At 63.9% G+C, this 25,928-nt stretch carries 22 protein-coding genes and 1 pseudogene; 7 read left to right on the plus strand and 16 right to left on the minus strand.

Annotated elements, in window-relative coordinates:
* Genes bcsB through bcsQ form a run of 3 tightly spaced genes read right to left on the minus strand, consistent with a single transcriptional unit; the run spans position 1 to position 5,770 of the window.
* Complete coding sequence (bcsB, locus tag CR917_RS09980) at positions 1-2,334, minus strand: cellulose biosynthesis cyclic di-GMP-binding regulatory protein BcsB (RefSeq protein WP_043862370.1); 2,334 nt, start codon at positions 2,332-2,334, stop codon at positions 1-3.
* Positions 2,331-4,559 carry a UDP-forming cellulose synthase catalytic subunit gene (gene bcsA / locus CR917_RS09985; protein WP_043862371.1) on the minus strand — a complete coding sequence of 743 codons (2,229 nt, stop codon included), beginning with the start codon at positions 4,557-4,559 and terminating at the stop codon, positions 2,331-2,333. The genes bcsB and bcsA overlap by 4 nt, the downstream gene beginning before the upstream one ends.
* Positions 4,556-5,770, minus strand: a complete 1,215-nt coding sequence (gene bcsQ / locus CR917_RS09990; RefSeq protein ID WP_104572237.1) for a cellulose biosynthesis protein BcsQ — start codon at positions 5,768-5,770, stop codon at positions 4,556-4,558. Before bcsQ ends, bcsA begins: the two co-directional genes overlap by 4 nt.
* A gap of 493 nt (positions 5,771-6,263) precedes the next feature.
* Between bcsQ and dnaX the strand changes: the two genes are divergently transcribed.
* The 3 genes from dnaX (at position 6,264) to recR (ending at position 9,420) form a co-directional block, all read left to right on the plus strand.
* Complete coding sequence (gene dnaX / locus CR917_RS09995; RefSeq protein WP_104572238.1) at positions 6,264-8,327, plus strand: DNA polymerase III subunit gamma/tau; 2,064 nt, start codon at positions 6,264-6,266, stop codon at positions 8,325-8,327.
* A 65-nt stretch (positions 8,328-8,392) separates the two neighbouring features.
* Positions 8,393-8,719 carry a YbaB/EbfC family nucleoid-associated protein gene (locus CR917_RS10000; RefSeq protein ID WP_010226011.1) on the plus strand — a complete coding sequence of 109 codons (327 nt, stop codon included), beginning with the start codon at positions 8,393-8,395 and terminating at the stop codon, positions 8,717-8,719.
* A 98-nt stretch (positions 8,720-8,817) separates the two neighbouring features.
* Positions 8,818-9,420 (plus strand): recombination mediator RecR, encoded by a 603-nt coding sequence (gene recR, locus CR917_RS10005; RefSeq protein ID WP_043862374.1) that lies wholly within the window; start codon positions 8,818-8,820, stop codon positions 9,418-9,420.
* A 98-nt stretch (positions 9,421-9,518) separates the two neighbouring features.
* Here the strand turns inward: recR and CR917_RS10010 are convergent, their stop codons facing one another.
* Both CR917_RS10010 and fnrA read right to left on the minus strand, forming a co-directional pair.
* Positions 9,519-10,067: an adenine phosphoribosyltransferase gene (locus CR917_RS10010; protein WP_058542026.1), complete on the minus strand. Its 549-nt coding sequence runs from the start codon at positions 10,065-10,067 to the stop codon at positions 9,519-9,521.
* A gap of 54 nt (positions 10,068-10,121) precedes the next feature.
* Entirely contained in the window at positions 10,122-10,856 is a 735-nt protein-coding gene (gene fnrA, locus CR917_RS10015; protein ID WP_043862376.1) for a Crp/Fnr family transcriptional regulator FnrA, read from the minus strand.
* Between the two features lie 159 nt (positions 10,857-11,015).
* On the opposite strand from fnrA, the gene CR917_RS10020 reads away from it, so the two are divergent.
* Positions 11,016-11,480: a hypothetical protein gene (locus tag CR917_RS10020; protein WP_043862377.1), complete on the plus strand. Its 465-nt coding sequence runs from the start codon at positions 11,016-11,018 to the stop codon at positions 11,478-11,480.
* A 1-nt stretch (position 11,481) separates the two neighbouring features.
* Here the strand turns inward: CR917_RS10020 and hemN are convergent, their stop codons facing one another.
* From hemN to CR917_RS28030, 7 genes and pseudogenes are all read right to left on the minus strand, one after another.
* On the minus strand, positions 11,482-12,864 hold the full coding sequence (hemN, locus tag CR917_RS10025) for an oxygen-independent coproporphyrinogen III oxidase (RefSeq protein WP_058542025.1): 1,383 nt from the start codon (positions 12,862-12,864) through the stop codon (positions 11,482-11,484).
* An 82-nt stretch (positions 12,865-12,946) separates the two neighbouring features.
* Positions 12,947-13,630 (minus strand): sulfite exporter TauE/SafE family protein, encoded by a 684-nt coding sequence (locus CR917_RS10030; RefSeq protein ID WP_043862379.1) that lies wholly within the window; start codon positions 13,628-13,630, stop codon positions 12,947-12,949.
* Positions 13,623-13,838 (minus strand): cbb3-type cytochrome oxidase assembly protein CcoS, encoded by a 216-nt coding sequence (gene ccoS, locus CR917_RS10035; RefSeq protein WP_054915579.1) that lies wholly within the window; start codon positions 13,836-13,838, stop codon positions 13,623-13,625. Before ccoS ends, CR917_RS10030 begins: the two co-directional genes overlap by 8 nt.
* 12 nt (positions 13,839-13,850) lie before the next feature.
* Positions 13,851-16,304: a heavy metal translocating P-type ATPase gene (locus CR917_RS10040; RefSeq protein ID WP_104572239.1), complete on the minus strand. Its 2,454-nt coding sequence runs from the start codon at positions 16,302-16,304 to the stop codon at positions 13,851-13,853.
* 112 nt (positions 16,305-16,416) lie between these two features.
* Complete coding sequence (locus CR917_RS10045) at positions 16,417-16,953, minus strand: FixH family protein (RefSeq protein ID WP_043862382.1); 537 nt, start codon at positions 16,951-16,953, stop codon at positions 16,417-16,419.
* Between the two features lie 12 nt (positions 16,954-16,965).
* Positions 16,966-18,381: a cytochrome c oxidase accessory protein CcoG gene (gene ccoG / locus CR917_RS10050; RefSeq protein ID WP_058542067.1), complete on the minus strand. Its 1,416-nt coding sequence runs from the start codon at positions 18,379-18,381 to the stop codon at positions 16,966-16,968.
* 293 nt (positions 18,382-18,674) lie between these two features.
* Positions 18,675-18,773, minus strand: a pseudogene (locus CR917_RS28030) (hypothetical protein); the annotation flags it as partial.
* Between CR917_RS28030 and CR917_RS10055 the strand changes: the two are divergent.
* The 3 genes from CR917_RS10055 (at position 18,738) to CR917_RS28035 (ending at position 20,845) form a co-directional block, all read left to right on the plus strand.
* Positions 18,738-19,916, plus strand: coding sequence for a hypothetical protein (locus CR917_RS10055; protein WP_173925041.1), 1,179 nt, complete (start codon positions 18,738-18,740; stop codon positions 19,914-19,916). The pseudogene CR917_RS28030 and the gene CR917_RS10055 sit on opposite strands and share 36 nt — an antisense overlap.
* Entirely contained in the window at positions 19,913-20,221 is a 309-nt protein-coding gene (locus CR917_RS10060) for a DUF3630 family protein (protein WP_054916223.1), read from the plus strand. The genes CR917_RS10055 and CR917_RS10060 overlap by 4 nt, the downstream gene beginning before the upstream one ends.
* A gap of 354 nt (positions 20,222-20,575) precedes the next feature.
* Entirely contained in the window at positions 20,576-20,845 is a 270-nt protein-coding gene (locus tag CR917_RS28035; protein WP_353229557.1) for a toxin glutamine deamidase domain-containing protein, read from the plus strand.
* Positions 20,846-21,335: 490 nt separating this feature from the next.
* Here the strand turns inward: CR917_RS28035 and CR917_RS10070 are convergent, their stop codons facing one another.
* The 4 genes from CR917_RS10070 to CR917_RS10085 all read right to left on the minus strand — a co-directional run bounded on the left by CR917_RS10070 (position 21,336) and on the right by CR917_RS10085 (position 25,881).
* Positions 21,336-21,842, minus strand: coding sequence for a GNAT family N-acetyltransferase (locus CR917_RS10070; RefSeq protein WP_054916224.1), 507 nt, complete (start codon positions 21,840-21,842; stop codon positions 21,336-21,338).
* A gap of 278 nt (positions 21,843-22,120) precedes the next feature.
* On the minus strand, positions 22,121-23,428 hold the full coding sequence (locus CR917_RS10075; protein ID WP_104572242.1) for a carbohydrate porin: 1,308 nt from the start codon (positions 23,426-23,428) through the stop codon (positions 22,121-22,123).
* A gap of 156 nt (positions 23,429-23,584) precedes the next feature.
* The gene (locus CR917_RS10080; RefSeq protein ID WP_054916226.1) at positions 23,585-24,277 is read right to left on the minus strand and encodes a sensor histidine kinase KdpD; all 693 of its coding nucleotides are present in this window, start codon (positions 24,275-24,277) and stop codon (positions 23,585-23,587) included.
* Positions 24,274-25,881, minus strand: coding sequence for a tetratricopeptide repeat-containing response regulator (locus CR917_RS10085; RefSeq protein ID WP_043864364.1), 1,608 nt, complete (start codon positions 25,879-25,881; stop codon positions 24,274-24,276). Before CR917_RS10085 ends, CR917_RS10080 begins: the two co-directional genes overlap by 4 nt.
* Positions 25,882-25,928: the final 47 nt, after the last annotated feature.

The following is a 25,928-nucleotide window of genomic DNA, read 5'->3' on the forward strand; positions in this document are numbered from 1 at the left end:
TTACTCGATGTTGAGGCGACGTTTGGCCTGGGCGCGCAGCGAGAAGAACGCCACCAGGCTGACCAGGGCAACCCCCAGCAGGGTCAACAGCAGCAGCGCCGGTACATGCTGGGACAGCAGCCACTGGATGTAACGGAACGGCCCCAGGTGCCCCACGTAGTAGGCCTGCTCGGCCACCAGCGATTCGACATTCCTGCCGTTGATCACCACAAGGCTGCCTTGCAGTGCCTGGGTGTACTGCTCGCCGCCGATCAGGGCGTCGGTGACCTCCACCAGGTTCTGCGGCTGCGGGCTGGACAGCACCACCACGCTGCGCCCGCTCTTGAGCGGCGACTCGAACCCGGTGACGTACGAGCTGCGGTTCTCGCCGGTGAAGGTGAGCGCACCGCGCGCGGCGCGCAGGTTGGCCTTGGGATCGGGGCTGATCCATTCGCGCAGGCGCATCGGCAGGTCGGAGAACTCCACGTAATGCCTGGCGTCCTGGGTCCTGCTGGGCAGGTAGTCGGCCCAGGTCTTGAGCAGTGGCTGGTTGTCGCCGGAAGCCAGCACCAGCAGGTCCTTGTCGGCCAGGGCATCGACCTGGCCGGCCTGGGCCACGGTGACGGCGGTGGCCGGGTAGCCGGTGGAGTCGCCAAAGCGTCCGAGCACGGTGAGGTAGGCGCTCCAGTCGGCGCTGCCGGCGTTGTCGGGCAGTATCACCGCCGAGTCGGACAGGTCGGCCAGGCGCGTGAACGGGAAGCCGCTGTCCTTGAACACGCCCAGGTTGGGCATGGCGATGAAGTGGTCGTAGCCGCTCAGGTCCAGGGTGGAGTCCGGGTCGATGGCGCCGCGCATGTTGTCGATGATGATGTCGCGGCATTCACCCTGCTTGATGTAGTCGTACATGAAGCGGAACTGCAGGCGCGACTGCAGGGCGACCGAGTCCAGCGGCAGCAGCATGCTCGCCTCGCGGGCGATGCTGTCGTCTTTCTTCAGGGCTGCCAGCAGGCTGTCGCCGCCGCCCAGGCGCTCGATCGAGGGCAGGTTCATCGACTTGATGAAAGTGTCGTTGAAGCTCACCAGCAGCGAAGAGTTGGACGAGGTCTGCTGTGGGGTGTAGCGGTACTTGAGGTCCAGCCGGGCGCCCTGTTCGCGCCAGTTGAACAGGTCGGGTGGCAGGCGCACCGGCACGGTGATCATGCCGGGGTTGTAGCCCGACACATTGAGCTGACGCGGGTCGATCAGCTCGCCAAGGCGCACCGGGCGATCGGTCGGCAGCCAGTTGGGCGCGTCATACGGCTGGCGTGGCTGCAGCGCATTGACGGTGTCGATCTGCACGCTGGGGCCGGAGAAGCTGCGGTAGCCGATCACCAGGGCGGTGGCGGCGCGCTTGAGTTCGGCGCTGTCGCGTCCGGCGATGACCAGCAGCTTGCCGTGCGGGTCGTTGGGGTTGCTCACCAGCGACAGGGTCGGGCCCTTGAGGTCGGGCAGCGTCAGGCCCTCGACCTGGTTGGCCTCGGCGGTGTTGACCAGCACCACCGCGTTGCCGCTGGCGGGCAGGCTGTGCAGGTTGGTGGGGAAGTTTGCGCCACGGTAGCTGGCCAGTGCACCGATCCACGACGACACCGCGCCCGCCGCTTCGAGGGTGGTGTTGTCGGGGGCCACGGCAAACACGAACGGCAGGCTCAGGGCGCGTGGGTCGCGACGATCGAACAGCGGCAGCGGCAGCAGGGCCAGGTCGTTGGGCAGCACCACCGGCTTGACCTGCAGGCTCAACTGGCTTTCGTTGCTGATCTTGGCCCACAGGCTCGAATGCAGCGGGTCTTCGCACTGCATGGTGTAGTGGCCGATCAACTGCACGCCGAGCCGGTTGAACTCGGTGATCAGGTACGGCGGAATGTCGATCACCTGCTTTTGCAGGACGCCGGCGTTTTCCTTGGGCAACGGCAGGCTGGCGGCCACTTCGTCGTTGACCATGATGTTGATCTGCGAGAGGTCGCTGAGCAGCGCTGGCGAATAGGTGTATTGCAGGGTCAGTTGCGCGCCGGTCACCACCTCGTCGGCCCGCACGTCGAAGTTGACCGTGTCGGTCGACTCCACGCCACGCAGGCTCATGGTGTAGTTCTTGCCCAGCTGCTTGAGGCTGAGCTGGTACTTTTCGCCGGCCGCATCCGGTGCCGCCGGCGCCGTTTCGCTGGCGGCGGGCTCCGTGGCGGGCGCCGCTGCGCTGGCCGCGACCTCATCGGCCTGGGCAGGTTGCAGCAGGCTGCCCAGGCACAGCAGCGAGCCGGCGAGCAGACGGCGAGAACGGCGCGACAGGTTCACTTGTTGGTCGGTATGAAGCATGACGGTCATTGCGAGTCCAACGAAGGTTCGAGGTGGGTGGGGGCTTGCTTGCGCTTGTAGCGACGATGGCGCAAGGCGCTGAGGGTCGCCTGGGCCAGGTCCATGATGCCGCGCACGCCGATGCGGCTCACATCGTGCAGGGCGCTCAACGGGGTGTCGGGCTTGCTGCCACCCCAGGTTGCGGCCCAGGTGTCGGCCCGCGAGAAGGTCAGGCGCACGAAGTCGCTCTGCTGGCGCAAGGTCAGCGGCTTGAACTGCACCCCGACCATGGCGCCACGGCTGAACACCACGGTGGCCGGCAGTACGCAGGCCTGCTGCTTGCGCATCAGGATCACCTGGATGTCCTGGCCCTTGTGCAGGCTCTGGCCCTCGGGAAGCTTGAAGCCCACGCCCTTTTGCGAGAAGTCCACGGTGGTGCAGTCGATGGTGGTGCCGTCGGCGGTCTGCACCTGAATCGGCAGCTCGGCGCGCACGCGCGGCTCGGAACGCACCTGGCGGGTTTCACTGGCAACCGCAACGGCAGCGCTGGTGATGATCACGTTGTAGATCGTCCAGGCCAGGTTGATGATGATGGTGATGGCTGCGGCCGGGTCGCCCCAGATCAGTTGCACCACACCGAACACCATGCCGATCAGGTTCAGGGTCAGCAGGATGATGTAGGGGCGCGCCAGCTCCCAGTCGAAGTATTCCTTGTCGATGATGCCGCCCTTGTCGGTCACGTTGAAGCCGCCGAGCTTGGGGTTGATCAGCGCCACCAGTACCGGGCGCATGATGTACCAGGCCAGCACCGACTCGTAGACCTCGTTCCAGAACGAATGGCGAAAGCGCCCCTGGATACGCGAGTTGGTCAGGCTGGCGTGGAAGATGTGCGGCAGCACGTAGGCGGTGATCATCAGCGCCGAGGCGTGGAAGATCTGCGCGCCGAAGATCAGGTACGCCAGCGGCGCGGTCAGGAAGACCAGGCGCGGCAGGCCGTAGAAGAAGTGCAGCATGGCGTTCACGTAGCACACGCGTTGGCCGAAGCTCAGGCCCTTGCCGATGAACGGGTTGTCGGTACGGAAGATCTGCGCCATGCCGCGTGCCCAGCGGATGCGCTGGCTGATGTGCCGCGACAGGCTCTCGGTGGCCAGGCCCGCAGCCTGGGGGATCGCCAGGTACGCGGTGTTGTAGCCCTTGCGGTTGAGCTTGAGCGCGGTGTGCGCATCTTCGGTCACCGTCTCGATGGCCACGCCGCCCACTTCCAGCAGGTGGCTGCGGCGGATCACTGCACACGAGCCGCAGAAAAAGGTGGCGTTCCACAGGTCGTTGCCGTCCTGCACCAGGCCGTAGAACAGCTCGCCCTCGTTGGGCACCGAGCGGAACGTGTCGAGGTTCTTCTCGAACGGGTCGGGCGAAAAGAAGAAGTGCGGGGTCTGCAGCAGGGCCAGTTTCGGGTCCTTGAGGAACCAGCCCATCGCCACCTGCAGGAAGGAGCGCGTGGGCACGTGGTCGGCGTCGAAAATGGCGATGTACTCGCCGTCGGTGACTTTCAGGGCCTCGTTGAGGTTGCCGGCCTTGGCGTGGACGTTGTCGGCGCGCACGATGTAGTTGACCCCGATCTGCCGGCAGAACTCGCGAAAATCGTCGCGGCGGCCATCATCCAGCACGTGCACGCGCAGCTTGTCGCGCGGCCAGTCGATGGCCTGGGCGGCGAAGATCGTCAGCTTCACGATGCTCAGCGCTTCGTTGTAGGTGGGGATGAACACATCCACCGTGGGCCAGTCCTTGGGGTCCTGGGTAAGAATCTTGGGCTTGCGCTGCAAGGGCCAGGCGGTCTGCATGTAGCCGAACGCCAGCACCACCAGGGCATAGAACTCTGCTGCCACCAGGCCGTAGCCGAACACGATGTCCAGCCAGCTGTCGAAGCCCAGCGTGTCGGTGACGCGCCAGTACACATAACGCAGGGTGGCCACCAGCGACAACACCACCATGGCCAGCACTGGCAGGCGCCCGGGCAGCTTGCGCAGTATCAGCAGGCCGGCGAAGCACAGGGCGGCAAAGGCGAACTGGCGCTCCAGCTCCAGAGGTGCGGTGACCACGGCCACCAGCAGCAGGGCGCCGATCAGGCCGGCACCGATCTTCAGCGCGCGCAGCACCGGGGCGGGCCATTGCCCGAAGCGTTCGAGCCAGACATTCAAGCGCGCAACCGTGTTGGGCGCCTGCACTGCAGACGCCTGGTCTAAGGGGGCGGTCATGGGGTACCGGACTGTTGGTGGTGATGGGCGAGGTGGGCGCCAAGGGCATGCGCCACGTCGCGCAGGTCCTGGCAGGCAGGGCTGTCGGGCACCTTGACGAACGGATCGAATTCGAAGGCCTGGGCTTCGTCCAGGCTGTGGTCGAGACGGACCATGCCCAGCAGCTCGCGACCGATGCGCTGGCGCAGTACCTGGCACATGTCCAGGTCCAGCGCGCGGGTGGGGTCGACCTTGTTGATCAGGTAGCTGCAGCGCGGCGCGGGGCTGCGCTGGTGCAGGGGCGCAAGCCAGGCCTGCAGTTCATCCAGCACGCGGTAGGCGGCTGGAGTCGGCAGGGTCAGGGCCACCACCTGGTCGGCCATCTCCAGCACTGGCGCAAGCCATGGGGTGGCGCCGGTGGGCATGTCGATGATCAGTACGTCAGCGGGTGTCAGTGCCAGCGTTGCCAATTGCTGCAGCAGCCAGCCAGGCTGGTTGGCCAGGCGCTGCTCCAGGCTGCGCAACTGTGTGGCGTCGGCGTGCCCGAATGGCAGGCATTCGGCGGTCGAGTCGGGCACCGGGTGGCAGTGGATGCTCCAGGGTTCGTCGCTGTCGGTAGCCTGGCTCAGACCGGGGGCGGTACGCGGCAGCATCAGTTGGCTGGCGAGGCTGTTCTGCGGGTCCAGGTCCAGTGCCACCACGCGACCGTGCGGGCGCTCCAGCAGCTTGGCCAGCGCGGCGGCAAAGGTGGTCTTGCCCACACCACCCTTGGCCGAAACCACAGCGATGATGCTGGCCTGGGGGCGTGTCGGTGCCGGTTTGTGCATGGCATGCTCCAGTGCACCCTGATTCAGCCCCTGGGCCGTGGCATGGCGCAGGCGAGCCGCCGCTTCGAGTTGTTCACGCAGCGACAGGGGGGCGCCGGCGGGCTGTGCAGCCGGTTCGGGAGCGGGCGGTATACGCTTCACGGGCGCGGGCACCGCAACGACTGCCGGCGCAGGAGCTGGTGCCTGTACCGGCGCAGGCACCGATGCCAGGGTCGGCGGCAGCTTCAGGGCCGCCAGGGTCGCGGCCACCGGGGCAACCGGCTCGGGCGCGGCAGCAGGTGTGATCGGTTCAGCCACCGTCAGCGCGGGTTCGAGGTATTCGAACTCGGTGTCGATTTCTTTATAGCTGTCCGCACTTGCCCCAAACCTGGTGAACAGATTTCCAATGTCGTCTGCATGACTCATATGTGTAATCCCGGCCTACGGCTATCTGATCAACTGCTGGGGCAGATAAGGTCTGTCACACTGCTAGGATGCTAATGTGTGATATCAAACTGATAGTGTCAATATTTTGTTTATTTCTGGGCTGGTTTTTCGCATTTTCGCCGAGTTAAAAAAATACCGCCATAAGTTTGACTGTTTTGTCGCTGCCTGTGCAGCGCATCTGCACGATGGATGCCGTTCTTGAACAAGGTCGGCACGAACGGCATAAAGCTTAGCCTAGCTTGTAGGAAATGACTGATAAGTCGTGCTGACATATATCAGTTTGTTTCACGATTGGCACATAGGTTACCAAGCTTTGCCTGGCGCGTGTTCAGCCAGAGGACAGGCAACCGGCCAGCCCGGGCCGTTGTCCGATCAACGGTGACTGGCCGGCGTGCCCATGCACGGCGGATGCATTTTTGCCCCTGCTCCGCTAGGATTAGCGGTCTTTGGTCTATCTATCCGACGGTTTTCGATGAGTTATCAGGTTCTTGCACGTAAATGGCGTCCGCGCTCGTTCCGCGAAATGGTCGGCCAGACCCATGTGCTCAAGGCCCTGATCAACGCGCTGGACAACCAGCGGCTGCACCACGCCTACCTGTTCACCGGCACCCGCGGGGTGGGCAAGACCACCATCGCGCGCATCATCGCCAAATGCGTCAACTGTGAAACCGGCATTACCTCGACACCGTGCGGCACCTGTTCGGTGTGCCGCGAGATCGACGAGGGGCGCTTCGTCGACCTGATCGAGATCGACGCCGCCAGCCGCACCAAGGTCGAGGATACCCGCGAGCTGCTCGACAACGTGCAGTACGCGCCAAGCCGCGGGCGCTTCAAGGTCTACCTGATCGACGAAGTGCACATGCTCTCCAGCCACTCGTTCAACGCCTTGCTCAAGACGCTTGAAGAGCCGCCGCCCTACGTCAAGTTCATTCTTGCCACCACCGACCCGCAGAAGCTGCCCGCCACCATCCTGTCGCGCTGCCTGCAGTTCTCGCTCAAGAACATGACCCCCGAGCGGGTGGTCGAGCACCTGAGCCATGTGCTCGGGGTCGAGAACGTGCCGTTCGAAGACGACGCCCTGTGGTTGCTGGGCCGCGCCGCCGACGGTTCGATGCGCGATGCCATGAGCCTCACCGACCAGGCCATCGCCTTTGGCGAAGGCAAGGTGCTGGCGGCGGATGTGCGCGCCATGCTCGGCACCCTCGATCACGGCCAGGTCTATGGCGTGCTCCAGGCCCTGCTCGAAGGGGACGCACGAGCCCTGCTCGAAGCCGTGCGGCACCTGGCCGAGCAGGGGCCGGACTGGAGCGGCGTGCTGTCTGAAATGCTCAATGTGCTTCACCGCGTGGCGGTGGCCCAGGCGCTGCCCGAGGCGGTGGACAACGGCCAGGGTGATCGTGACCGCGTGCTGGCGCTGGCCGGCGCTCTGCCGGCCGAAGATGTGCAGTTCTATTACCAGATGGGCCTGATCGGCCGGCGCGATCTGCCGCTGGCCCCCGACCCGCGTGGCGGCTTCGAGATGGTGCTGTTGCGCATGTTGGCGTTCCGCCCGGCCGACACCGTCGATGCGCCGACACCGACGCTAAAGTCGACGGGGATCAGCCAGGCCACAGCTGACTCCCCACCCGCGGTGGCAGCGGTCGCCGCGCCGGTGGTGGCTGCACCGGTCGTGCCCACGCCCGTTGCCGAACCTGTTGCCCGCCCGCAGCCCGAACCCGAGCCGCCGGTGCAGGCTGCGCCAGTACTGCAAGCGCAGGTTGCCGAGCCGCCCGCGCCCGAGGTCGACCTGCCCTGGAACGAGCCGGCCGCGCCTGCGCCCGAGCTTGCTGCGGCGCCTGAACCCGAACCGGAGCCCGAGCCGCAACCCGAACCTGAACCCGAGGCGATTGCTGCGCCCGTGCCAGCCGCGCCCGCGCCGGCCATCGCGCATCACGATGAGCCACCGATCGCCGACCACGCCAGCTATAGCCCGGCGGGCATGGAGCGCGACGACGAGCCACCGCTGGACGAAGATTACTACGACGCCGAGATCGACCCGGTGGGCTACAGCTACCTGGACGAGCTGGCCAGCGAGACCGCGCCGGAGCCTGCACCGGAGCCCGAGCCAGAGCCTGCTGCGCAACCGGCCACCGGCCTGGCGTTGCAATGGCTGGAGATGTTCCCGCTGCTGCCGATTTCGGGCATGACCGGCAGCATCGCCGCCAACTGCACGCTGATCGCGATGGACGGCGACAACTGGCTGCTGCACCTGGACCCGGCGCACAGCGCCCTGTTCAACGCCACCCAGCAGCGGCGCCTGAACGATGCGCTCAACCAGCACCTTGGGCGTACCCTGAACCTGAGCATCGAGCTGATCCGCCCTGAGCAGGAAACCCCGGCCCAGGCCGCGTCGCGCAAGCGTGCCGACCGTCAGCGCGAGGCCGAGGCGTCGATCGAGAACGATCCGTTCATCCAGCAGATGATCCAGCAGTTCGGCGCCACCGTGCGTCACGATACTATTGAACCTGTCGACGCCCTGGTGGCCCAGGGCGACTAATCCGTTTACCCCAGCACCGCGGTCTGCCGCGGTGTGCCAAGTAACTTGATACCGAGGTGATTCCCATGATGAAAGGTGGCATGGCCGGCCTGATGAAGCAGGCACAGCAGATGCAGGAAAAAATGGCCAAGATGCAGGAAGAGCTGGCCAACGCCGAAGTGACCGGCCAATCGGGCGCCGGCCTGGTCAGCGTGGTGATGACCGGTCGCCATGACGTCAAGCGCATCAGCCTGGACGACAGCCTGATGCAGGAAGACAAGGAAGTGCTGGAAGACCTGATCGCTGCGGCCGTGAACGATGCGGTGCGCAAGGTCGAGGCCAACAGCCAGGAAAAGATGGGTGGCATGACCGCCGGCATGCAACTGCCGCCGGGCTTCAAGATGCCGTTCTGAGGCATTGCCTGCGTGACCCTCGGTGGGAGCACAGCCAGTCGGTTGTCGCTCCCATCGTCGTTTTTCCGTTCAACCGATGATCTGCCAGGCCTTTTACCATGAGCTTCAGCCCCTTGATTCGCCAACTGATCGACGCCTTGCGCACGCTGCCGGGTGTGGGTCAGAAAACCGCCCAGCGCATGGCCCTGCAACTGCTGGAGCGTGACCGCAGCGGCGGCGTGCGCCTGGCCCAGGCGTTGAGCCAGGCCATGGAGGGGGTGGGGCATTGCCGTCAGTGCCGCACCCTGACCGAGCAGGAGCTGTGCCCGCAGTGCGCCGACCCACGGCGTGACGACACCCTGCTGTGCGTGGTGGAGGGGCCGATGGACGTGTACGCGGTGGAGCAGACCGGTTATCGCGGCCGCTACTTCGTGCTCAAGGGGCATCTGTCGCCACTGGACGGCCTGGGGCCGGAGGCCATCGGGATTCCGCAGTTGCTGGCGCGCATTGCCGAGCAGGGCAGCTTCACCGAGGTGATCCTGGCCACCAACCCCACGGTGGAAGGGGAGGCCACGGCGCATTACATCGCGCAGCTGCTGGCGGACAAGGGGCTGGTGGCTTCACGCATCGCCCATGGTGTGCCGCTGGGCGGGGAGCTGGAACTGGTGGATGGCGGAACGCTGGCCCATTCGTTCGCGGGGCGCAAGCCGATCACGCTGTGACCGTGCCGGCCAATCGCGGGTCAAGCCCGCTCCTACAGGGGTTGCGTAACACCTTGTGGGAGCCGGCTTGACCCGCGATTGGCTGCGCAGCGGCCCCATCAATATTCGCTGAGCGAAAACTCGGTCAGGCAGAACGTCTGCACCCCTGCCGCCTGCAGCTTCTGCGAGCCGCCCAGCTCCGGCAGGTCGATGATCGCCGCCGCCTCGAACACGGCCGCCCCCATGCGCCGTATCAGCTTGGCCGCTGCCAGCAGGGTTCCGCCGGTGGCGATCAGGTCATCCATGATCAGCACCGCATCGCCCTCGCACAGGCTGTCGGCATGCACTTCCAGAAACGCCTCGCCATATTCGGTCTGGTAACCCTCGGCCAGCACATCGGCCGGCAGCTTGCCCTGCTTGCGAAACAGGATCAGCGGCTTGTTGAGCTGGTGGGCAATGATCGAGCCGATCAGGAAGCCGCGCGCATCCAGCGCCCCGACATGGCTGAAGTCAGCCTCGACATAGCGTTCGATGAATTGGTCGGCAACGTGGCGCAGGCCCCGAGGGGACTGGAACAGCGGGGTAATGTCGCGAAAGATCACCCCCGGCTTGGGAAAGTCCGTTACCGGGCGGATCAGGGATTTGAGGTCGAACGCATCGGTCGGCATGGGGCAGGTATCCTGAAGGGCAAACGCCAGCCAGTATACCTGCTGCGCCAGGTGTCAGCTGTCCAGCGAGCCGCCGGCCAGGGCGCACAGCTGAATCGGGTCGATGATGCGTACTTCCTTGCCTTCGGCCTCGATCAGGCCGTTCTGCTGGAAGCGCGTGAACACCCGTGACACGGTTTCCACCGCCAGGCCCAGGTAGTTGCCGATTTCGTTGCGCGACATGCTCAGGCGGAACTGGTTGGCCGAGTAGCCGCGTGCGCGAAAGCGCGCCGACAGGTTGACCAGGAAGGTGGCGATGCGCTCGTCCGCAGTCTTCTTGGACAGCAGCAGCATCATCTGCTGGTCGTCGCGAATCTCGCGGCTCATCACCCGCATCAGTTGGCGACGCAGCTGCGGCAGTTGCACCGACAGCTCGTCCAGGCGCTCGAAGGGGATCTCGCACACCGAAGTGGTTTCCTGGGCCTGCGCCGATACCGGGTAGGCCTCGGTGTCCATGCCCGACAGCCCGACCAGCTCGCTGGGCAGGTGGAAGCCGGTGATCTGCTCCTCGCCCGCGTCGCTCAGGCTGAAGGTCTTCAGGGCGCCGGAGCGCACGGCGTAAACCGAGCCGAAGTTGTCGCCCTGGCGGAACAGAAACTCGCCTTTTTTCAACGGACGCCCGCGCTTGACGATTTCGTCCAGTGCGTCCATGTCTTCCAGATTCAGCGAAAGAGGCAGGCACAAGGGCGCCAGGCTGCAATCCTTGCAATGGGCCTGGTTGTGAGGGCGCAGTTTAACTGGCTCGGACATTTTCATTCGATCCTTCTGGGGAAAGCACACATAAGCCGTAAGGGTAACTCAGACGGCCGGGTTCAGGCCAGCGTGCGCGCTTTTGGTGCGTGCTGGGCTCAAGATCGGCGATGTTTGGCCGATGACCTGGAATAGTGTCCTTAACAGGAAAGACTGTCCATGCTCTCTATCGATTCAAATCCTCTGAATAGCGCTGCAACCCAACTCAAACCCCCTGTCGCCAAGACCAATGTCGACGGTGCCCAGAGCGCCCAACCGGCCGAGGCTCCTGCCAAGGAGGGGGTCAGGGTCAACCTGTCCCTGGCGGGCCTGCAGGCGTCCAAAAGCAGCGGCGGCAACAAGGACATCGAGGAAAGCGGTCTGCCCCAGACCATCCAGCAGACCCTCAAGACCATCCGCAAGCTGCAGCAGCAACTGGCTGAAAAGATGCAGCAGATGCAGGCCGTCATGCGAGACAACTCCCTGACCCCCGAGCAGATGCGGCAAAAGGTCTCATCGCTGCAGGGTGAGATCGCCACGCTGACGGGGGCAATCACCACCGCCACCGCCAACCTGAACAAGGCAATGAAGCAGGAGAACCTGAGCCTTGATCAGGTCGCGAAGGTGTTCGAGTTGATGGGCTGATTCAAATCACCCGCGAAAACCGCTGGCGGTTGTGCAGGTCCAGGTAGGCATCGAACACCATGCATACCGAGCGTACCAGCAGGCGCCCCGCCGGCAACACCTTGATCCCGTTGGCATCCAGGCTGATCAGGCCGTCCTTGGCCATGCCCAGCAGGGCAGGCCACTGCGCGTTGAAGTAACCGCGAAAATCGAGGGTGAAGGCGCGCTCGATGGTCTCGAACTCCAGTTCGAAATGGCAGATCAGCTGCTGGATCACCGCGCGGCGGATGCGGTCGTCCTCGTTGCAGATCAGGCCGCGACTGGTGGGCAACTGCGAGGCGCCGAGGGTGTTCTGGTATTCGTTCAGATCACTGCTGTTCTGGCAGTACAGGTCGCCGATCTGGCTGATGGCCGACACGCCAAGGCCGATCAGGTCGCAGTGGCCGTGGGTGGTGTAGCCCTGGAAGTTGCGCTGCAGGGTCGACTCTTCCTGGGCAATGGCCAGTTCGTCGTCGGGCAGGGCGAAATGGTCCATGCCGATGTAGCGATAGCCTGCCTCGGTCAGCTGCTCGATGGTGTTGTGCAGCATTTCCAGTTTCAGCGCAGGCGCCGGCAGGTCGCTGCTGTCGATGCGCCGCTGGGGCATGAAACGCTCGGGCAGGTGCGCATAGTTGAACACCGAGAGGCGGTCGGGCTGCAGCTTGATCACTTCCTCGACGGTGCGTGCAAAGCCTTCGGTACTCTGCTTGGGCAGGCCGTAGATCAGGTCGAGGTTGATCGAGCGAAACTGCAGGGTGCGCGCCGCCTCGATGATCGCGCGGGTCTGCTCCAGGCTTTGCGGGCGGTTGATGGCCCGTTGCACCACCGGGTCGAGGTCTTGCACGCCCAGGCTGACACGGTTGAAGCCCAGTTCGCGCAGCAGCCCCATGGTCGACCAGTCGGCCTCGCGCGGGTCGATCTCGATGCCGTAGTCGCCCGAATCATCATCCAGCAGGTTGAAGTGCTGACGCAGGTGCGTCATCAGCTGGCGCAGTTCGGCGTGGCTGAGGAACGTCGGTGTACCGCCGCCCAGGTGCAGCTGCTCCACGGTCTGGCGCGGGTCCAGGTGGCAGGCGATCAGCTGGATTTCCTGCTCCAGGCGCTGCAGGTAGGGCTGGGCGCGGCCGCGGTCCTTGGTGATCACCTTGTTGCAGGCGCAGTAGTAGCAGATGTTGGCGCAGAACGGCACGTGCACGTACAGCGACAGCGGGCGCGCGGCGCGGCGGCTGTCACGCAGGGCGTGCAACAGGTCGAACGAGCCGACCTGGCTGTGCAGTTGCACGGCGGTCGGGTAGGAGGTGTAGCGCGGGCCCGCCAGATCGTAACGGCGAATAAGGTCGGGGTCCCAGTGGAGGGCGTCGAGCATGGTGGCAGTCCCTGGAATGGCGGCAGTGTCCGGAGTCTAGGGAGCGTTGTGTCAGGGCGTGTTGATTTGTATCAACGGGTGTTCAGTGCCCCATGAGCCAGTGCTGGTGCGGCCCCGGCAGGGTCCACAGGCCGAACAGGATCACCAGCAGGCCTCCCGTCACGCGTACCCCGCGCTTGCGCAGCAGGGCGCTGGTGCGCTCGGCAGCCAGCCCCGTGGCCAGCAGCACCGGCCAGGTGCCCAGGCCGAAGGCCAGCATCAGCAGGGCGCTGTGGGTGGCGTTGCCCTGGCTGGCGGCCCACAGCAGGGTGCTGTAGACAAGCCCGCACGGCAACCAGCCCCACAGCGCGCCCAGCAGCAGCGCGCGCGGCAGGCTCGACACCGGCAGCAGGCGATTGGCCACCGGCTGTATGTGCCGCCACAGGCCGCGCCCCAGGCTTTCGATGCGGGTCAGGCCGCTCCACCAGCCGGCCAGGTACAGGCCCATGCTGATCAGCAGCAGCGCCGCGAGCACGCGCATGCCGGTGGCCAGCGGGCCGCCCGCCACCGCCCAGCCGGCCAGGCCCAGCAGCAGGCCGGCAGCGGCATAGCTGAGGATGCGCCCCAGGTTGTACGCCAGCAGCAGCTGAAAGCGCCGGCTGCGCTGCGCCTTGGGGATGGCCAGGGTGAGTGCGCCCATCAGGCCGCCGCACATGCCCAGGCAGTGGCCGCCCCCCAGCAGGCCGAGGATCAGCGCCGAACTCAGCAGCGGCAACAGGTCAAGCATGGGGCGGGGCGCCGCTGTCGTCGGGCTTGCGCGGCTCGGCCTGGTCCAGGGCGGCCTGGTGCTTGGGGTCCTGGTCGTCGAACAGGATGCTGTGGGCCGGGCCTTCGAGGTCGTCGTACTGGCCGCTGTCCACGGCCCAGAAGAAGATGTACACGGCGATCGCGACGATCAGCAGCGCGGCGGGAATCATGACGTAGAGCGCGGGCATGGGGTCTCCGGGTCAGGCCGTCGCGGGGTGTGCGGCGTCGACGATAGGGGCGGTGGCAGGCAGCTCGCGGATGCGCGTAAGGCGCAGGGCGTTGAGCACCACGATCAGCGAACTGACCGACATGCCGACCGCCGCCCAGATCGGAGTGATCCAGCCCAGTGCGGCGAACGGCAGCATGAGGCCATTGTACAGGCCAGCCCACAGCAGGTTCTCGATGATTATCCGGCGCGTGCGGCGCGCCAGGCCGAAAGCCTGCACCAGCGCCTCCAGGCGGTTGGACAACAGCACCGCATCGGCGCTGGTCTTGGCCAGGTCGGTGGCCGAGCCCATGGCAATGCTGATGTCGGCCGCGGCCAGCACCGGCACGTCGTTGACCCCGTCACCCAGCATCAGCACCTTGTGTCCCTTGGCCTGCAGGGCCTTGAGCCGTTGCAGCTTGTCGTCCGGGCGCAGGCCGCCGACGGCCTGGTCGATGCGCAGCTCGGCGGCGACGCTGGCCACCATCGGCGAGCTGTCGCCCGACAGCAGCAGGGTCTGCCAGCCGCGGGCACGGCAGGCTGCCAGCAGGTCGGCGGCGTCGTGGCGCAGGCGGTCGTCGAGCACGAACCAGGCCAGCGGCCCGTGGCTGTCGCCCAGCAGCAGCCACTGCCCGGGTTCGTCGGGCATCGCCGGCACTGCGCTGTGGCTCAGGGCGCACACGAAGTCGGCCTGGCCGATGCGCAGGCGGCGGTTCTCCACCTGCCCCTCAAGGCCCAGCCCCGGCGTGCTCTGCACGTCGTCGGCGACCGTGATGGTGCGCCCGAAGGCGCGGGCGATCGGGTGCTCGGAGCGGCTTTCGAGGGCGGCGGCGAGGGTCAGGCACTGGTCGGCGTCCAGCGGGCCCAGCGGGCGGATGGCGCGCAATGTCAGGCGCCCCTCGGTGAGGGTGCCGGTCTTGTCGAAGATCACCGTGTCGATCTGGTTCAGGCCCTCCAGCACATGGCCGCGGGTGAGCAGCAGGCCGAGCTTGTGCAGCGTGCCGGTGGCCGCGGTGAGCGCGGTGGGGGTGGCCAGCGAGAGTGCGCAGGGGCAGGTGGCGACCAGCATGGCCAGCACGATCCAGAACGCCCGCGAGGGGTCCAGTTCCCACCACAGCAGGCCGATGGCTGCGGCGGCCACCAGCGAGAACAACAGGAACCACTGCGAGGCACGGTCGGCGATCTCGGCCAGGCGAGGTTTTTCCGACTGGGCGCGTTCGAGCAGGCGCACGATGGCCGACAGTCGGGTGTCCTGGCCCAGGGCCTGCACCTGCACGGTCAGTACGCTCTCGATGTTCAGCGTGCCGGCCGTCACCGCATCGCCGCGCTGGCGCGGTTGCGGCAGGTACTCGCCGGTCAGCAGCGATTCGTCGACGCTCGACTGGCCGTCGATGATGCGCCCGTCGGCGGGCAGCACCGCGCCCGGGTGTACCAGGACCCGGTCGCCGGTCTGCAGCTCGCGCAGCAGGATGCGCTGGCTGTTGCCGTCGGCATCCAGGCGCAGGCACGAGGCCGGCAGCAGGTTGACCAGTTGCGCGGTGGCTGCGGCGGTGCGCTCGCGGGCACGGCGTTCCAGGTAGCGCCCGGCCAGCAGGAACAGCGCGAACATGCCCACCGCATCGAAATACAGCTCGCCGCTGCCGGTGATGGCGGTCCAGATGCCGGCGAAGTAGGCCAGGCCGATGGCCAGCGACACCGAGACGTCCATGGTCAGGTGGCGGGTGCGCAGGTCGCGGGCGGCGCCCTTGAAGAACGGCGCGCAGCTGTAGAACACGATGGGCGTGGTGAGAAACAGTGCCACCCAGCGCAGGATGGTGTGCAGCTCCGGGCTCAGGTCGATGTTGAACTCGGGCCAGGTGGCCATGGTTGCCATCATGGCCTGGAACCACAGCAGGCCGGCCACGCCGAGCTGGCGCAGGGCGGTGCGGTTCTCGCTGGCCAGCTGCTCGGCGGCGCGGTCGGCCTGGTAGGGGTGGGCGGCGTAGCCGATATGGCGCAGTTCACCCAACAGTTGCGAGAGCGGCAGCTGGCTGTCGGCCCATTGCACCTGCAGGCGATGGTTGGACAGGTTCAGTCGCGCCTCGGCCACCGCCGGCAGGTTGCGCAGGTGCTTTTCGATCAGCCAGCCGCAGGCGGCGCAACTGATGCCTTCGATCATCAGGGTGGTTTCAGCGAGTTCGCCGGTGTGGCGCACAAAAGGCTTCTGCACGTCGCTGCGATCGTACAGGGCCAGTTCGTCGACCAGTTGCACGGGCAGCGCGTCGGGGTTGGCGCTGGCTTCGCTGCGGTGCTGGTAGTAGCTTTCCAGGTTGCCGGCGACGATGGCTTCGGCCACGGCCTGGCAGCCGGGGCAGCAGAATGCACGGGGTTCGCCGAGTACCACGGCGGTGAAGTGGCTGCCGGCCGGGACGGGCAGGGCGCAGTGGTAGCAAGGCGTGGGGCTGGTCATTGTTATCTATCGCAGATGGGTGGTGACCTTGTCGCGGGTCAAGCCCGCTCCCACAGGGTGTCTGAGCACCGAAAACCTGTGGGAGCGGGCTTGACCCGCGATTGCAGTCGACTCATTTCTCGAGGTGTTCAGCCCCTTGCAGCGCCTCGTCACCCAGCATCAGCGTGGTGTCGTGCGCCACTTGCTCTTCTTCGAACAGGCGCCATACCTGGCCCTTTTCGGTACCCAGCAGCTCGACGAAACGCCGGCCCTCGACCTTGTCGCTCAACTGCCCCAGGTAACGCCCGGGCTCGCTTTCGCTGCGGGTCAGCATGATCTTGCGGTCCTTCTCCGGCTGGGTCGGCGAGATCAGGTTCAGCTCCAGGGTCTGCGGCTGGCTGTCACCGCTCAGGCGCAGGTCCACTTCGCCGGTCAGCTCGTCCAGGTGCACGCTGGCCTTGAGCTTCAGGCTCTGCCCCAGCAGCTCGCGGTCCAGCGAGCGGTTGATGCCCTTGCCAGCCTCGTAGTAGTTGTCGTTGACCAGGTTGTCCGGGTTGTTCACCGCGATGGTCACCATGGTCAGGCTCAAGGTCACCGACGTGGCCAGCACGCCGATGATGATCCACGGCCAGAGGTGGTGGTGCCAGGGGCTGGAGGCGTTTGCAGGCATGTCTCTACTCTCTTAGCGAATGTTGGGGCCGATGAAACGGCTCTTGGCTTCGACCTGGGTGCCGTTGTCGTCGGCGTCCTTGAGGGTGAAGGTGACTTCGTTGGCAGTCGAAGGCAGATCTTCCGGTGCCATCGACAGTTGTACCGGCAGGCTGACGATATCGCCGGCCGCCACGCGGATCTCCCGCGCGCCTTCGAGCTTGAGGTCCGGCAGGCCGGAGGCATCGAGCACGTACACGTGGTCGCGCTGGTCCTTGTTCATCACCTTGAGGCTGTACACGTTCTCGATGCGGCCCTGGGCGTTCTCGCGGTACAGCACGCGGTCCTTGCTCACGTCGAAGCCCACCAGCGGGCGCATGAGGAAGGCGGTGGCCAGCAGGCCGATCATCACCAGCAGCACCACGAAGTAGCCGATCAGGCGTGGGCGCAGCATGTGCGTCTTCTGCCCCGACAGGTTGTGCTCGGTGGTGTAGCTGATCAGCCCGCGCGGGTACTCCATCTTGTCCATGATGGTGTCGCAGGCATCGATGCAGGCGGCGCAGCCGATGCACTCGATCTGCAGGCCGTCGCGGATGTCGATGCCGGTCGGGCACACCTGCACGCACATGGTGCAGTCGATGCAGTCGCCCAGGCCCTTGGCCTTGTAGTCCATGTCCTTCTTGCGCGGGCCGCGGGTTTCGCCGCGCCGCGGGTCGTACGACACGATCAGCGTATCCTTGTCGAACATCACGCTCTGGAAGCGCGCATACGGGCACATGTAGATGCACACCTGCTCACGCAGCCAGCCGGCGTTGCCGTAGGTGGCCAGGGTGAAGAAGCCGACCCAGAAGTAGGCCCAGCCGTCGGCCTGGCCGGTGAAGAATTCGATGCTCAGTTCGCGAATGGGGCTGAAGTAGCCGACGAAGGTCATGCCGGTGACGAAGCCGATGCTCAGCCACAGGCTGTGCTTGGCCAGCTTGCGCACCAGCTTGTTGGCGCTCATGGGCGCCTTGTCGAGCTTGATGCGCTGGTTGCGGTCGCCTTCGGTGACCTTCTCGCACCACATGAAGATCCAGGTCCACACGCTTTGCGGGCAGGTATAGCCGCACCACACGCGCCCGGCGAACACGGTGATGAAGAACAGGCCGAAGGCCGCGACGATCAGGATGCCCGAGAGCAGGATGAAGTCCTGGGGCCAGATGGTGGTGCCGAAGATGTAGAACTTGCGCTCGGGCAGGTTCCACCACACGGCCTGGTGCCCGCCCCAGTTCAGCCAGACGGTACCGAAGTACAGCAGAAACAGGAGGGCCCCGCCGGCCATGCGCAGGTTGCGGAACAGGCCGGTGAAGGCGCGGGTGTAGATCTTTTCCCGTGCGGCATAGAGGTCGACGCCGCCGGCATCTTTCTTGGCAGGTGGGGTGACGTCATGTACTGGAATCTGTTTGCTCATCATTGAGTCCCACGGCAGTGGAAAAGTGCCGCGGCCAGTACATGCCGACCGCAGTCAGAAGTTGTTGCTGCTCTAGGGCGCATGATACGCCTGTCATTGCGGTACAGGGTGCAGTGCGACCTTTGGTCGCGTTGGTTAGTGGCGGGCGATAGTGTAGTGGAGCTTGTCAATTGACCTGAGTCACGTGGGTGGCAGATCCGGCCCCTTGGCCGGCTAGCCGGCAGAAGGGGCCTGCGCCAATAAAAAGGCCCCGCCAGCAACACTGGCAGGGCCTTTTCACAGCCGGGGCATGTTCACTGCGCTTCGGCGGTTTTCTCTGGCTGGTGAGACAGGCTGTAGACATAGGCCGCCAGCAGGTGGACCTTGTCGTTGCCCTGAATGTCCTGCTGCGCGCTGCGGGCGTGAAGTTCGACGACAGCACCCTCGCCCACCTCGGGCAGGCGCTGGCGCCGCTCGGGGCGAACTATGCGACCACGGACAAAGGGGATGTGCCGAGCATCAGCGAACCGCACAAGGTGTATACCGCCTCGGAAACGTTGGCGTTGCTCAAGAACTACGAGATCAACCACGCGAACTTCTATGATCCGAAGGTGAATCAGGAATACCTGATCAACGACAGATTCCTTCAGAACTGGGAACAACTCGCCTATTACGACCGCAACCTCAATTACGGCAAAACCGATCTGCTGGGTGGTGGGATTGGCGTAGGGCAAGGCATTGCGGCGGCAGTGGCCGAGTCAGCCAAAAACATCTACGGCTTGGGTGAAGGGCTGGTCACGGACTTTAGTGGCACCAGTTCTCGTATCACCAACGGACTGATTCAGAAGGCCAGCAATCCGTACGAAGTCGCACAAGCCTTTGAGAGCGCCAAGCAGGACGCGAAAGTCCAGGCATTTGTTTTGCGCCTGCAAGGCCAGGAACAGGCTGCCCTGCGGGTGGAAATGCAGTGGGAGACCGAGTTCGCCCTGAGCTTTGCGGTGATCAACAAGGCAGGGAAGCTGGGGCAGGTTGCGAAAGCGCTTGGGGAGCGGGAGACGGCTTGGAAGGCGTCGAGCCTGGTGGACAACGCTGGTGGTAAAAATGGGCCACCTGGAAAGAATCCGAATTCGACAAGTGGTATAACGGATGCGGAGGCAGGGATGCCTTATGCGCATTCGGTGGGGGGTGCAAAAGGTACTCCTGCTTGGGACAACGCTATATCTAAAGCTGACGGAGACTTCGGGTATCTCCCACCTGTCCGACAAAACTATGTTAAAGATGTTTACGACTTGCAAGGTGCTGTGGACAAAATGCGTGCCGGCGGCGCTAGCGCAGAAGAAGTCGCAAAATATGCATATGGCGCAAGAAACGAGTTGAAAGTAAAGTATAGGGAGTATACGCCTCCGGATATGCTTGACGTAATCGATGCAAGAAATTTGGAGCGATATGGTAACAAGATCGGCCCTGCATTTGATGATTTAGTTAAAAAGGGAAAAACTTTTGATCAGATAATTGAGAGCTCTACGCGAGCTGGTGGTGGAGATCTTTTTCAATGAAAAAATTTATTGATGAAAAAGTGTTTTCTCTTGGCCGCATGAGGTCTGGGAGACTGTATGCGGAGCTGACTTCTGATGTGGGCTGGGAAGGCTTCCCTAATTATGCCGAAGAATTCGTTAAGTTATTTTCTGGAAAGATTATTAGCAGAAGTGATTCTGTTGATACTAGAGTGTGGGGGGTGATTATAAAAGACCGGCTCCTGCGATTGGTTTATGAAGACTTTCCTGTGATGATTAGTTTGGAGTCGCAAAGTGAGGAGGGGGATCGACTTATCGAGGAATTAAAAGAAATTTCTATTAAGTAGAATTAGTCCTTCGGTGCAAAAGGCGCAGGTGAGGTTGCCTCTATAGGCGGAAAGGCCTGTGTTTATAACTGCGTTATTGATGGCGTGACTCGTTACGTTGGAAACCGACGACATAGTTAAACGCAGTCAAGCTCACCTCAGACAAAAAGGTATAGTGGTTTCCGAAATCAGAGGGCTTGAGAATATTTCTCGTGCTGACGCTCGGGCAGTTGAGCAAACACTGATCGATTACGATGGCCTTGGTAAAGATGGCGGCACGTTAATCAATACTAACTCTACATAGTCCATCAAAAAACAGACCAAGTATGGTTTGTTTTGCGCCTGCAAGGCCAGGCGAAAGGTGTCCCGCTGAGTGTGTTTCAAAAACAATTTGGCTCTAAATTTGGCCCTATAACGGCGCCTGACAATATTGCGCAGCAAATGGCAAGCTCCGGAAATGGCGCTCGGGGAGTTGTGTTTGGTTCTTATGGGCTGGGTCAGCCAGGGCATGTTTTCAATGTGTTTAATCAGAATGGTGTTGTTAGATTCCTTGATGGGCAGACCGGGAAGCCAGCAAATCTCAGTAATTTCAAAATACTACGCAGTCTGGTGCGCTTCATGTTCTTGGAACAGCAAAGCCCTTAGAAAGTTATTTGGAGGACTACATAAAAGAGAAGGCCGTGAAATCTAGGTGATTTAACGGTGCAAAAGCAACTGGTGGCGCTGCCAGAAAGGTAGATGATCTAGCTACTAGTGGCTTAAGCTCAGCGTCAAACCTTCCAAGTGGAACAGGTCTTGGGCCACGCTTACGCACAGTGGTTTCCTGCTGCTGACCAAACAGCTCTTCGAGTTTGGTCGAAAGCAGTCGGGCCAGCTCTCATCGCTGGAATAATTGTCAATGCACGGCGGTATGGATCTCTGACATTCCGCACAAGGGCGGGTGGGCCGGGTGGCTCGCTCTGGCTGTGGGACGGTGACGAAGAGTATCGACCGGACAGGGCATTCAGCTCGCAAGAGCAGAAGTACCCCACCCGAGGATTAATCAGCGCGCCCTTGCTGGTCGAGCGCATCGAAAAAAACTACAGGGCCCAGCCCCATGAAGTCTGGTGAGGCTTGCCGCTGGTAGCCGGCCCTTTCAATGCATGACCGCCCGCGTAATCAAAAAGCTCAGCAACTCGCCCTCGTCATCCAGTTCGATGGCCTGCACCGGCCGTGGCAGGTTGTCGAGCACGCTGCGCCAGAACGCCTGTGAGGTTTCATCCTGGTCATAGAAGCGCACCAGCCAGTCCCCTTCCCCACTCATCAGCACCTGGGTAGCCAATGCCTGGCCGATGCCCTTGCGCCGGTAGCGCTTGAGAATGAACAGGTCGGCCAGCTCCTGTGCGTCCAGCCCTGCCAGTTCGCTGCGCTCGACCAGCAGGAAGCCGGCGATGTAGCCATCGACCAGAATCAGGTTGGCGCTCCACTGCGGCTCCTGCCAGTAGCGGGCCAGGTGTTCGTCGTGGATGTAGAAACGGCCGTCCACCTCGACGTCTTCCTGCTCCCAGTCCGAGGACTCGTAGGCATAGAACTGGTAGAGGTTGCGGATCAGCTCGATGTGTTCAGGGCCGGTCGGGATCAGTTCGACGGTGAGTTCACTCATGGCTACGGCAGGGGCTCGATGAAAAAGAGCGCGCAGTCAGCCACGATTCGCGTCACAACTCAACCCATTCGCCCTGCGAGTAGACGCTGAACCGGTTCGACTCGGGAAGGACAACAGAGCGAGGGCAAGCAGTGCAGTGCGAAGCATGAAGGCGAGGCCATCCTGGGCGATCTGGGCGCGGGATGATGTCATGCAGCCCTCTTCGCCAGCAAGGCTGGCTCCTACAGTCCTGTGCAGGGCTCAGCCTCCCGGCGAACAAGCGCATCGCGCTCACTCCATCAGAACTGCACCTTCACCTGTACGCCGGCCAGCAACGCGTCCTGGGTGTCCTTGCCGGAAAATGCACCCGGCTCCATCACGTACTGCACGCTCGGGCGCACCGTCAGCCAGCGGGTTACCTGGGCGGTGTAGCTCAGTTCCACCAACTGCTCGCCCATGTCCAGGTTGCTGACACTCTGCGCCTGGGCCAGGTCGCCACCGCGCTCCAGGTTGGCGATCTGGACATCGCGGCTGCGCGAGTTGAACACCGCACGGCCGTATGCCAACCCCACGTTGTCATGCTCGCGCGAAGCGAACGGTCGGCTCAGCACAGCTCCGGCCGCGTACCAGTGCGAGAACGGCGAAGTGGCCGTGTCGGTGTCGGTGGCCTGCGCGAACAGGCGTACGCTGCGCCCCCGGGTCGAATCCGAACGCCATACCATCTGGTCGACCAGGATATAGGCACCGTGACGCCCCGCCGCCTTGCTGTCGGGCTGGCCGATGCGCGCAGTGTCGGAGGTGTCGTAATACCAGCCGAACTTGTACTGCCCGTCATAGGTAGCCAGGTTGTTGTAGATCAGCTCCACCGGCAGGATGGCCCCGGTGGTGCCGCTGGAGGTCAGGTCGAAGGCCTTGGACGAGGCGCTGTTGGTCTCGGGATTCACGTTGAACCAGGCGGTCTGCACCGTCCACTCGGGGCTGATGCGGTATTTCAGCTCCATGCCCCAGTGCGCGGTGGGGTAGTTGCCCCAGCCACTGCCACCGGACATGCTCAGCGGGTGCGCGCAGAAACCTGCGTTGACGAAGTTGGTGAGGATGCCCATGCCGCCGAAGTCATTGCCCATGGCCATCCAGCCGAGCTTGACGTTCAGGTCGTCGGTGAACAGGCTGCGCGCATAGCTCAGCTCGCTCAGGCGCGTGTACAGCCCGCCGTAGATCTCCTGCACCGGCAGCCGGTTGCCCACCAGGTCTTGCGAGGCGCTGTTGCCGCGCCGGTCATTGATCGTCAGCTGGACCGTGCCTGCATCCGCCTCGCCCAGCAATGTCTCGAGGTCGAAGGTAGCGCCCAGGCGGACCTGCTGCGCATAGCGCGCACCGTGCTTGAGGCCACCGCTGACCAGGCCCATGGTTTCCGACACATACTCGCCGGTGAGCTTGACGCCGCTCGCCTCCAGGCGTGAGCGGCTGCCGCCCCAGTCGCCGGTCAGGGTCGGGCTGTCGACAAGGGTGTCGAATGCATCGGCCTGCACCGCACACGCCAGCAAGCTGGAAGAAAGGCCCACGGCAAACGCGAGGGGGCTGAACGGAAAACGCGAAAAGAGGCTCAAACGGCCCTCCCGAAAGACAATAGATCGCCACCCGGTCAGCGACGAAGGCGCGAACCGGGACACAAGAAATGCAGGTGGCCTATGTTACGGGATTTTATGTACTAACCGTTTAATTTGTAGACTTTGGTGCAACGCCCTGGCCGACCGGCGGCTGGCTCAGGGCAGGTACAGCTGGAACAGGCCGCCGCCCAGGGCACCGCCATTGGCGATCTCGATGCGCCCGCGCACACCGTTGCGCTCGTGCAGCGCAGCAATGCGTTCAGCGAAGTACAGGCCCAACCCGGTGCTGCCGGTGTGCAGGTTGATGCCCTGCACGTAGTCGGCCTGACGGTCGATCATGCCCTGTGGATAACCCGGGCCGTCGTCATTGATGCTCAGCACCAGTTGCTCGCCCTGCTCGGCCACCGTGACCAGCAAGGCGTGCCCGGCATAGCGGATGGCGTTGTTGATCACGTTGGAGATCACCGAACCGACCAGCTCGCGGTCGAAGAAGCCCAGCGGGTTGAAGGCATCGATCTCGTAGCGCGCAATGATCTCGCGGCTGTCGATGATCGGCTGATTGGAGGCCAGCAGGCCGCCGATGAAGTCGTCCAGGTCATGGTAGTCGGGGCACATGGGCAACTGATTGACCCCGAGTTTGTACAACCCCAGCAGCTGCACGAGCATGCCGTTGAGGTGCGCGAACTCGTGCTCCACCACCGCCTGCTCCGGGCCTTGCGCCTGGGCGGCCGGCAGGCGCGACAGCCACTGGCTGTGCGCCTGCATCAGCATCGCCAGGGAGTTCTTCATGTCGTGTACGGTGGAGGCGATCACCGTGGAAAAATCCAGCCCCTGGGAATCGTTGCTCATGAGCCCACCGCCCGGATACGCAGTTTTCGATAGCGCTCGTAGCGCGGATCGGTATTGGGAATGCCCGCCACCTTGGCCAGGCACGCGCGGCATTCCTCCAGCGCGGCGCTCGAGGGGTTTTCCCCGGCCATGCGCAGCAGCGCCTGGGCAGTGTTCAGCGCAATGCTGATGTTCTTGGGCTGCAACGCCAGCGCGCGCCGGAACTGCTCCAGCGCCTCGCCGACCTTGCCGGCCTGATAACTGCGCACGCCCTGGCGGTTGAGGTCGACGGCTTCGTTGCCGGCGCCCAGAATAGTCGGGTCGTCGGTCAGCTTGGCGATGCTCTGCATCACGCTCGCGTCGTCACCGTAGACTTCCACGCAGTTCTTGAGGATGGCCGTGCCCGCCGCCTCCTGACCCAGTTGCTGCAACTGCGCAGCCACTGCCAGGGCGGTTTCGGCCGAGAAGAACTGGTCCATGTTCTCCAGCCGCGCAACCGCCGCCTCGGTGAGCTTGGCGGCCGTCTCGGCATCGCCCGCCTGCGCCAGGCCGGTGGCCTTGATCAAGCGCGCACGTACCTGCAGGCCCTGGTCGTCGGTGTACTCCTTGGCCACATCGCCCAGCACCTGGTTCAGCTCCACGCGTGTGCGTGCATCCAGGCCGTTGCCCACGTTCTTCTGGATCAGCGCCTGGGCCAGACCCAGGTTGCTTTCAGGGTCTTTGAAACGCGAATTCTGGCCCTGGCTCACGGCCTGGCGATAGGCCCGCGACGAGGTGTCGAAGTCGGCGTTGCCCAGGGCCAGCTTGCCCAGTTGCATCTGCCGGCGGACCGCCAGCGGCGACAGGCGTACGGCCTCTTCGAGCACCGACTGGGCACGGCGGGTTTCACCTGCGGCAGCCAGCACGTCGGCCAAGCCGTCGTACAGGCCGGGCATCATCGAAAACGCCTTGATCGCCTGTTCGTAGATTTCCTTGGCCTGGACGGCCTGGCCGCGCTTGAACAGCAGCTTGCCCAGCGCCGCGTATGCCCATGGCGTAGGGCGATTGGCCAGGATCGCCTTGAGAAAGCGCTCCAGCTCTTCATGCCGGTTGAGGGCGCCCAGGGCGTCGGCACGGTAGCGCAGGCACAGCGGCGCAAAGCGCGGGTCCTGCTTACACAGGTTGTCGCAGGCCAGCAGCACTTCGGCCGGTCGGCCACGGTCCAGCGCCTGCAAGATAGGCTTGAGCAGGGTCTTGCGCTGTACCAGCTTGTCCAGGCGCTGGGTCAGCCCCAGGCGGTTGAAGGGCTTGGTCAGGTAGGCGTCCGGCTCGTGCTCCAGGGCACTGAGCACCACCGCCTGGCTGCTCTCGGCCGTCACCATGACAAAGATCGCCTCGTGGCTGATCAGCTTGTCGATCATCAGGTCTTCCAGCACCTGCTGGCCGTTCTTCTTGCCGTCGCCCAGGTGGAAGTCGTGCAGGATGAAGTCATAGCGCTTCTGCCCGCACATGCGAATCGCCGTCTCGCCGCTCTCGGCGGTATCGACGTCGCGGATACCCATTTCCCGCAACATCGAACGCACGGACGTGCGGAAGTCGGTGAAGTCATCGACGATCAGAAAACTTTTTTGGCTATACACCAACATCCACAAAACCTGACTTGGAAGAAAGAAGAGCGGCGCCAAGGCGCCTA

It is taken from the genome of Pseudomonas sp. BRM28 (assembly GCF_002939405.1).
Taxonomy (GTDB): Bacteria; Pseudomonadota; Gammaproteobacteria; order Pseudomonadales; family Pseudomonadaceae; genus Aquipseudomonas; species Aquipseudomonas palmensis.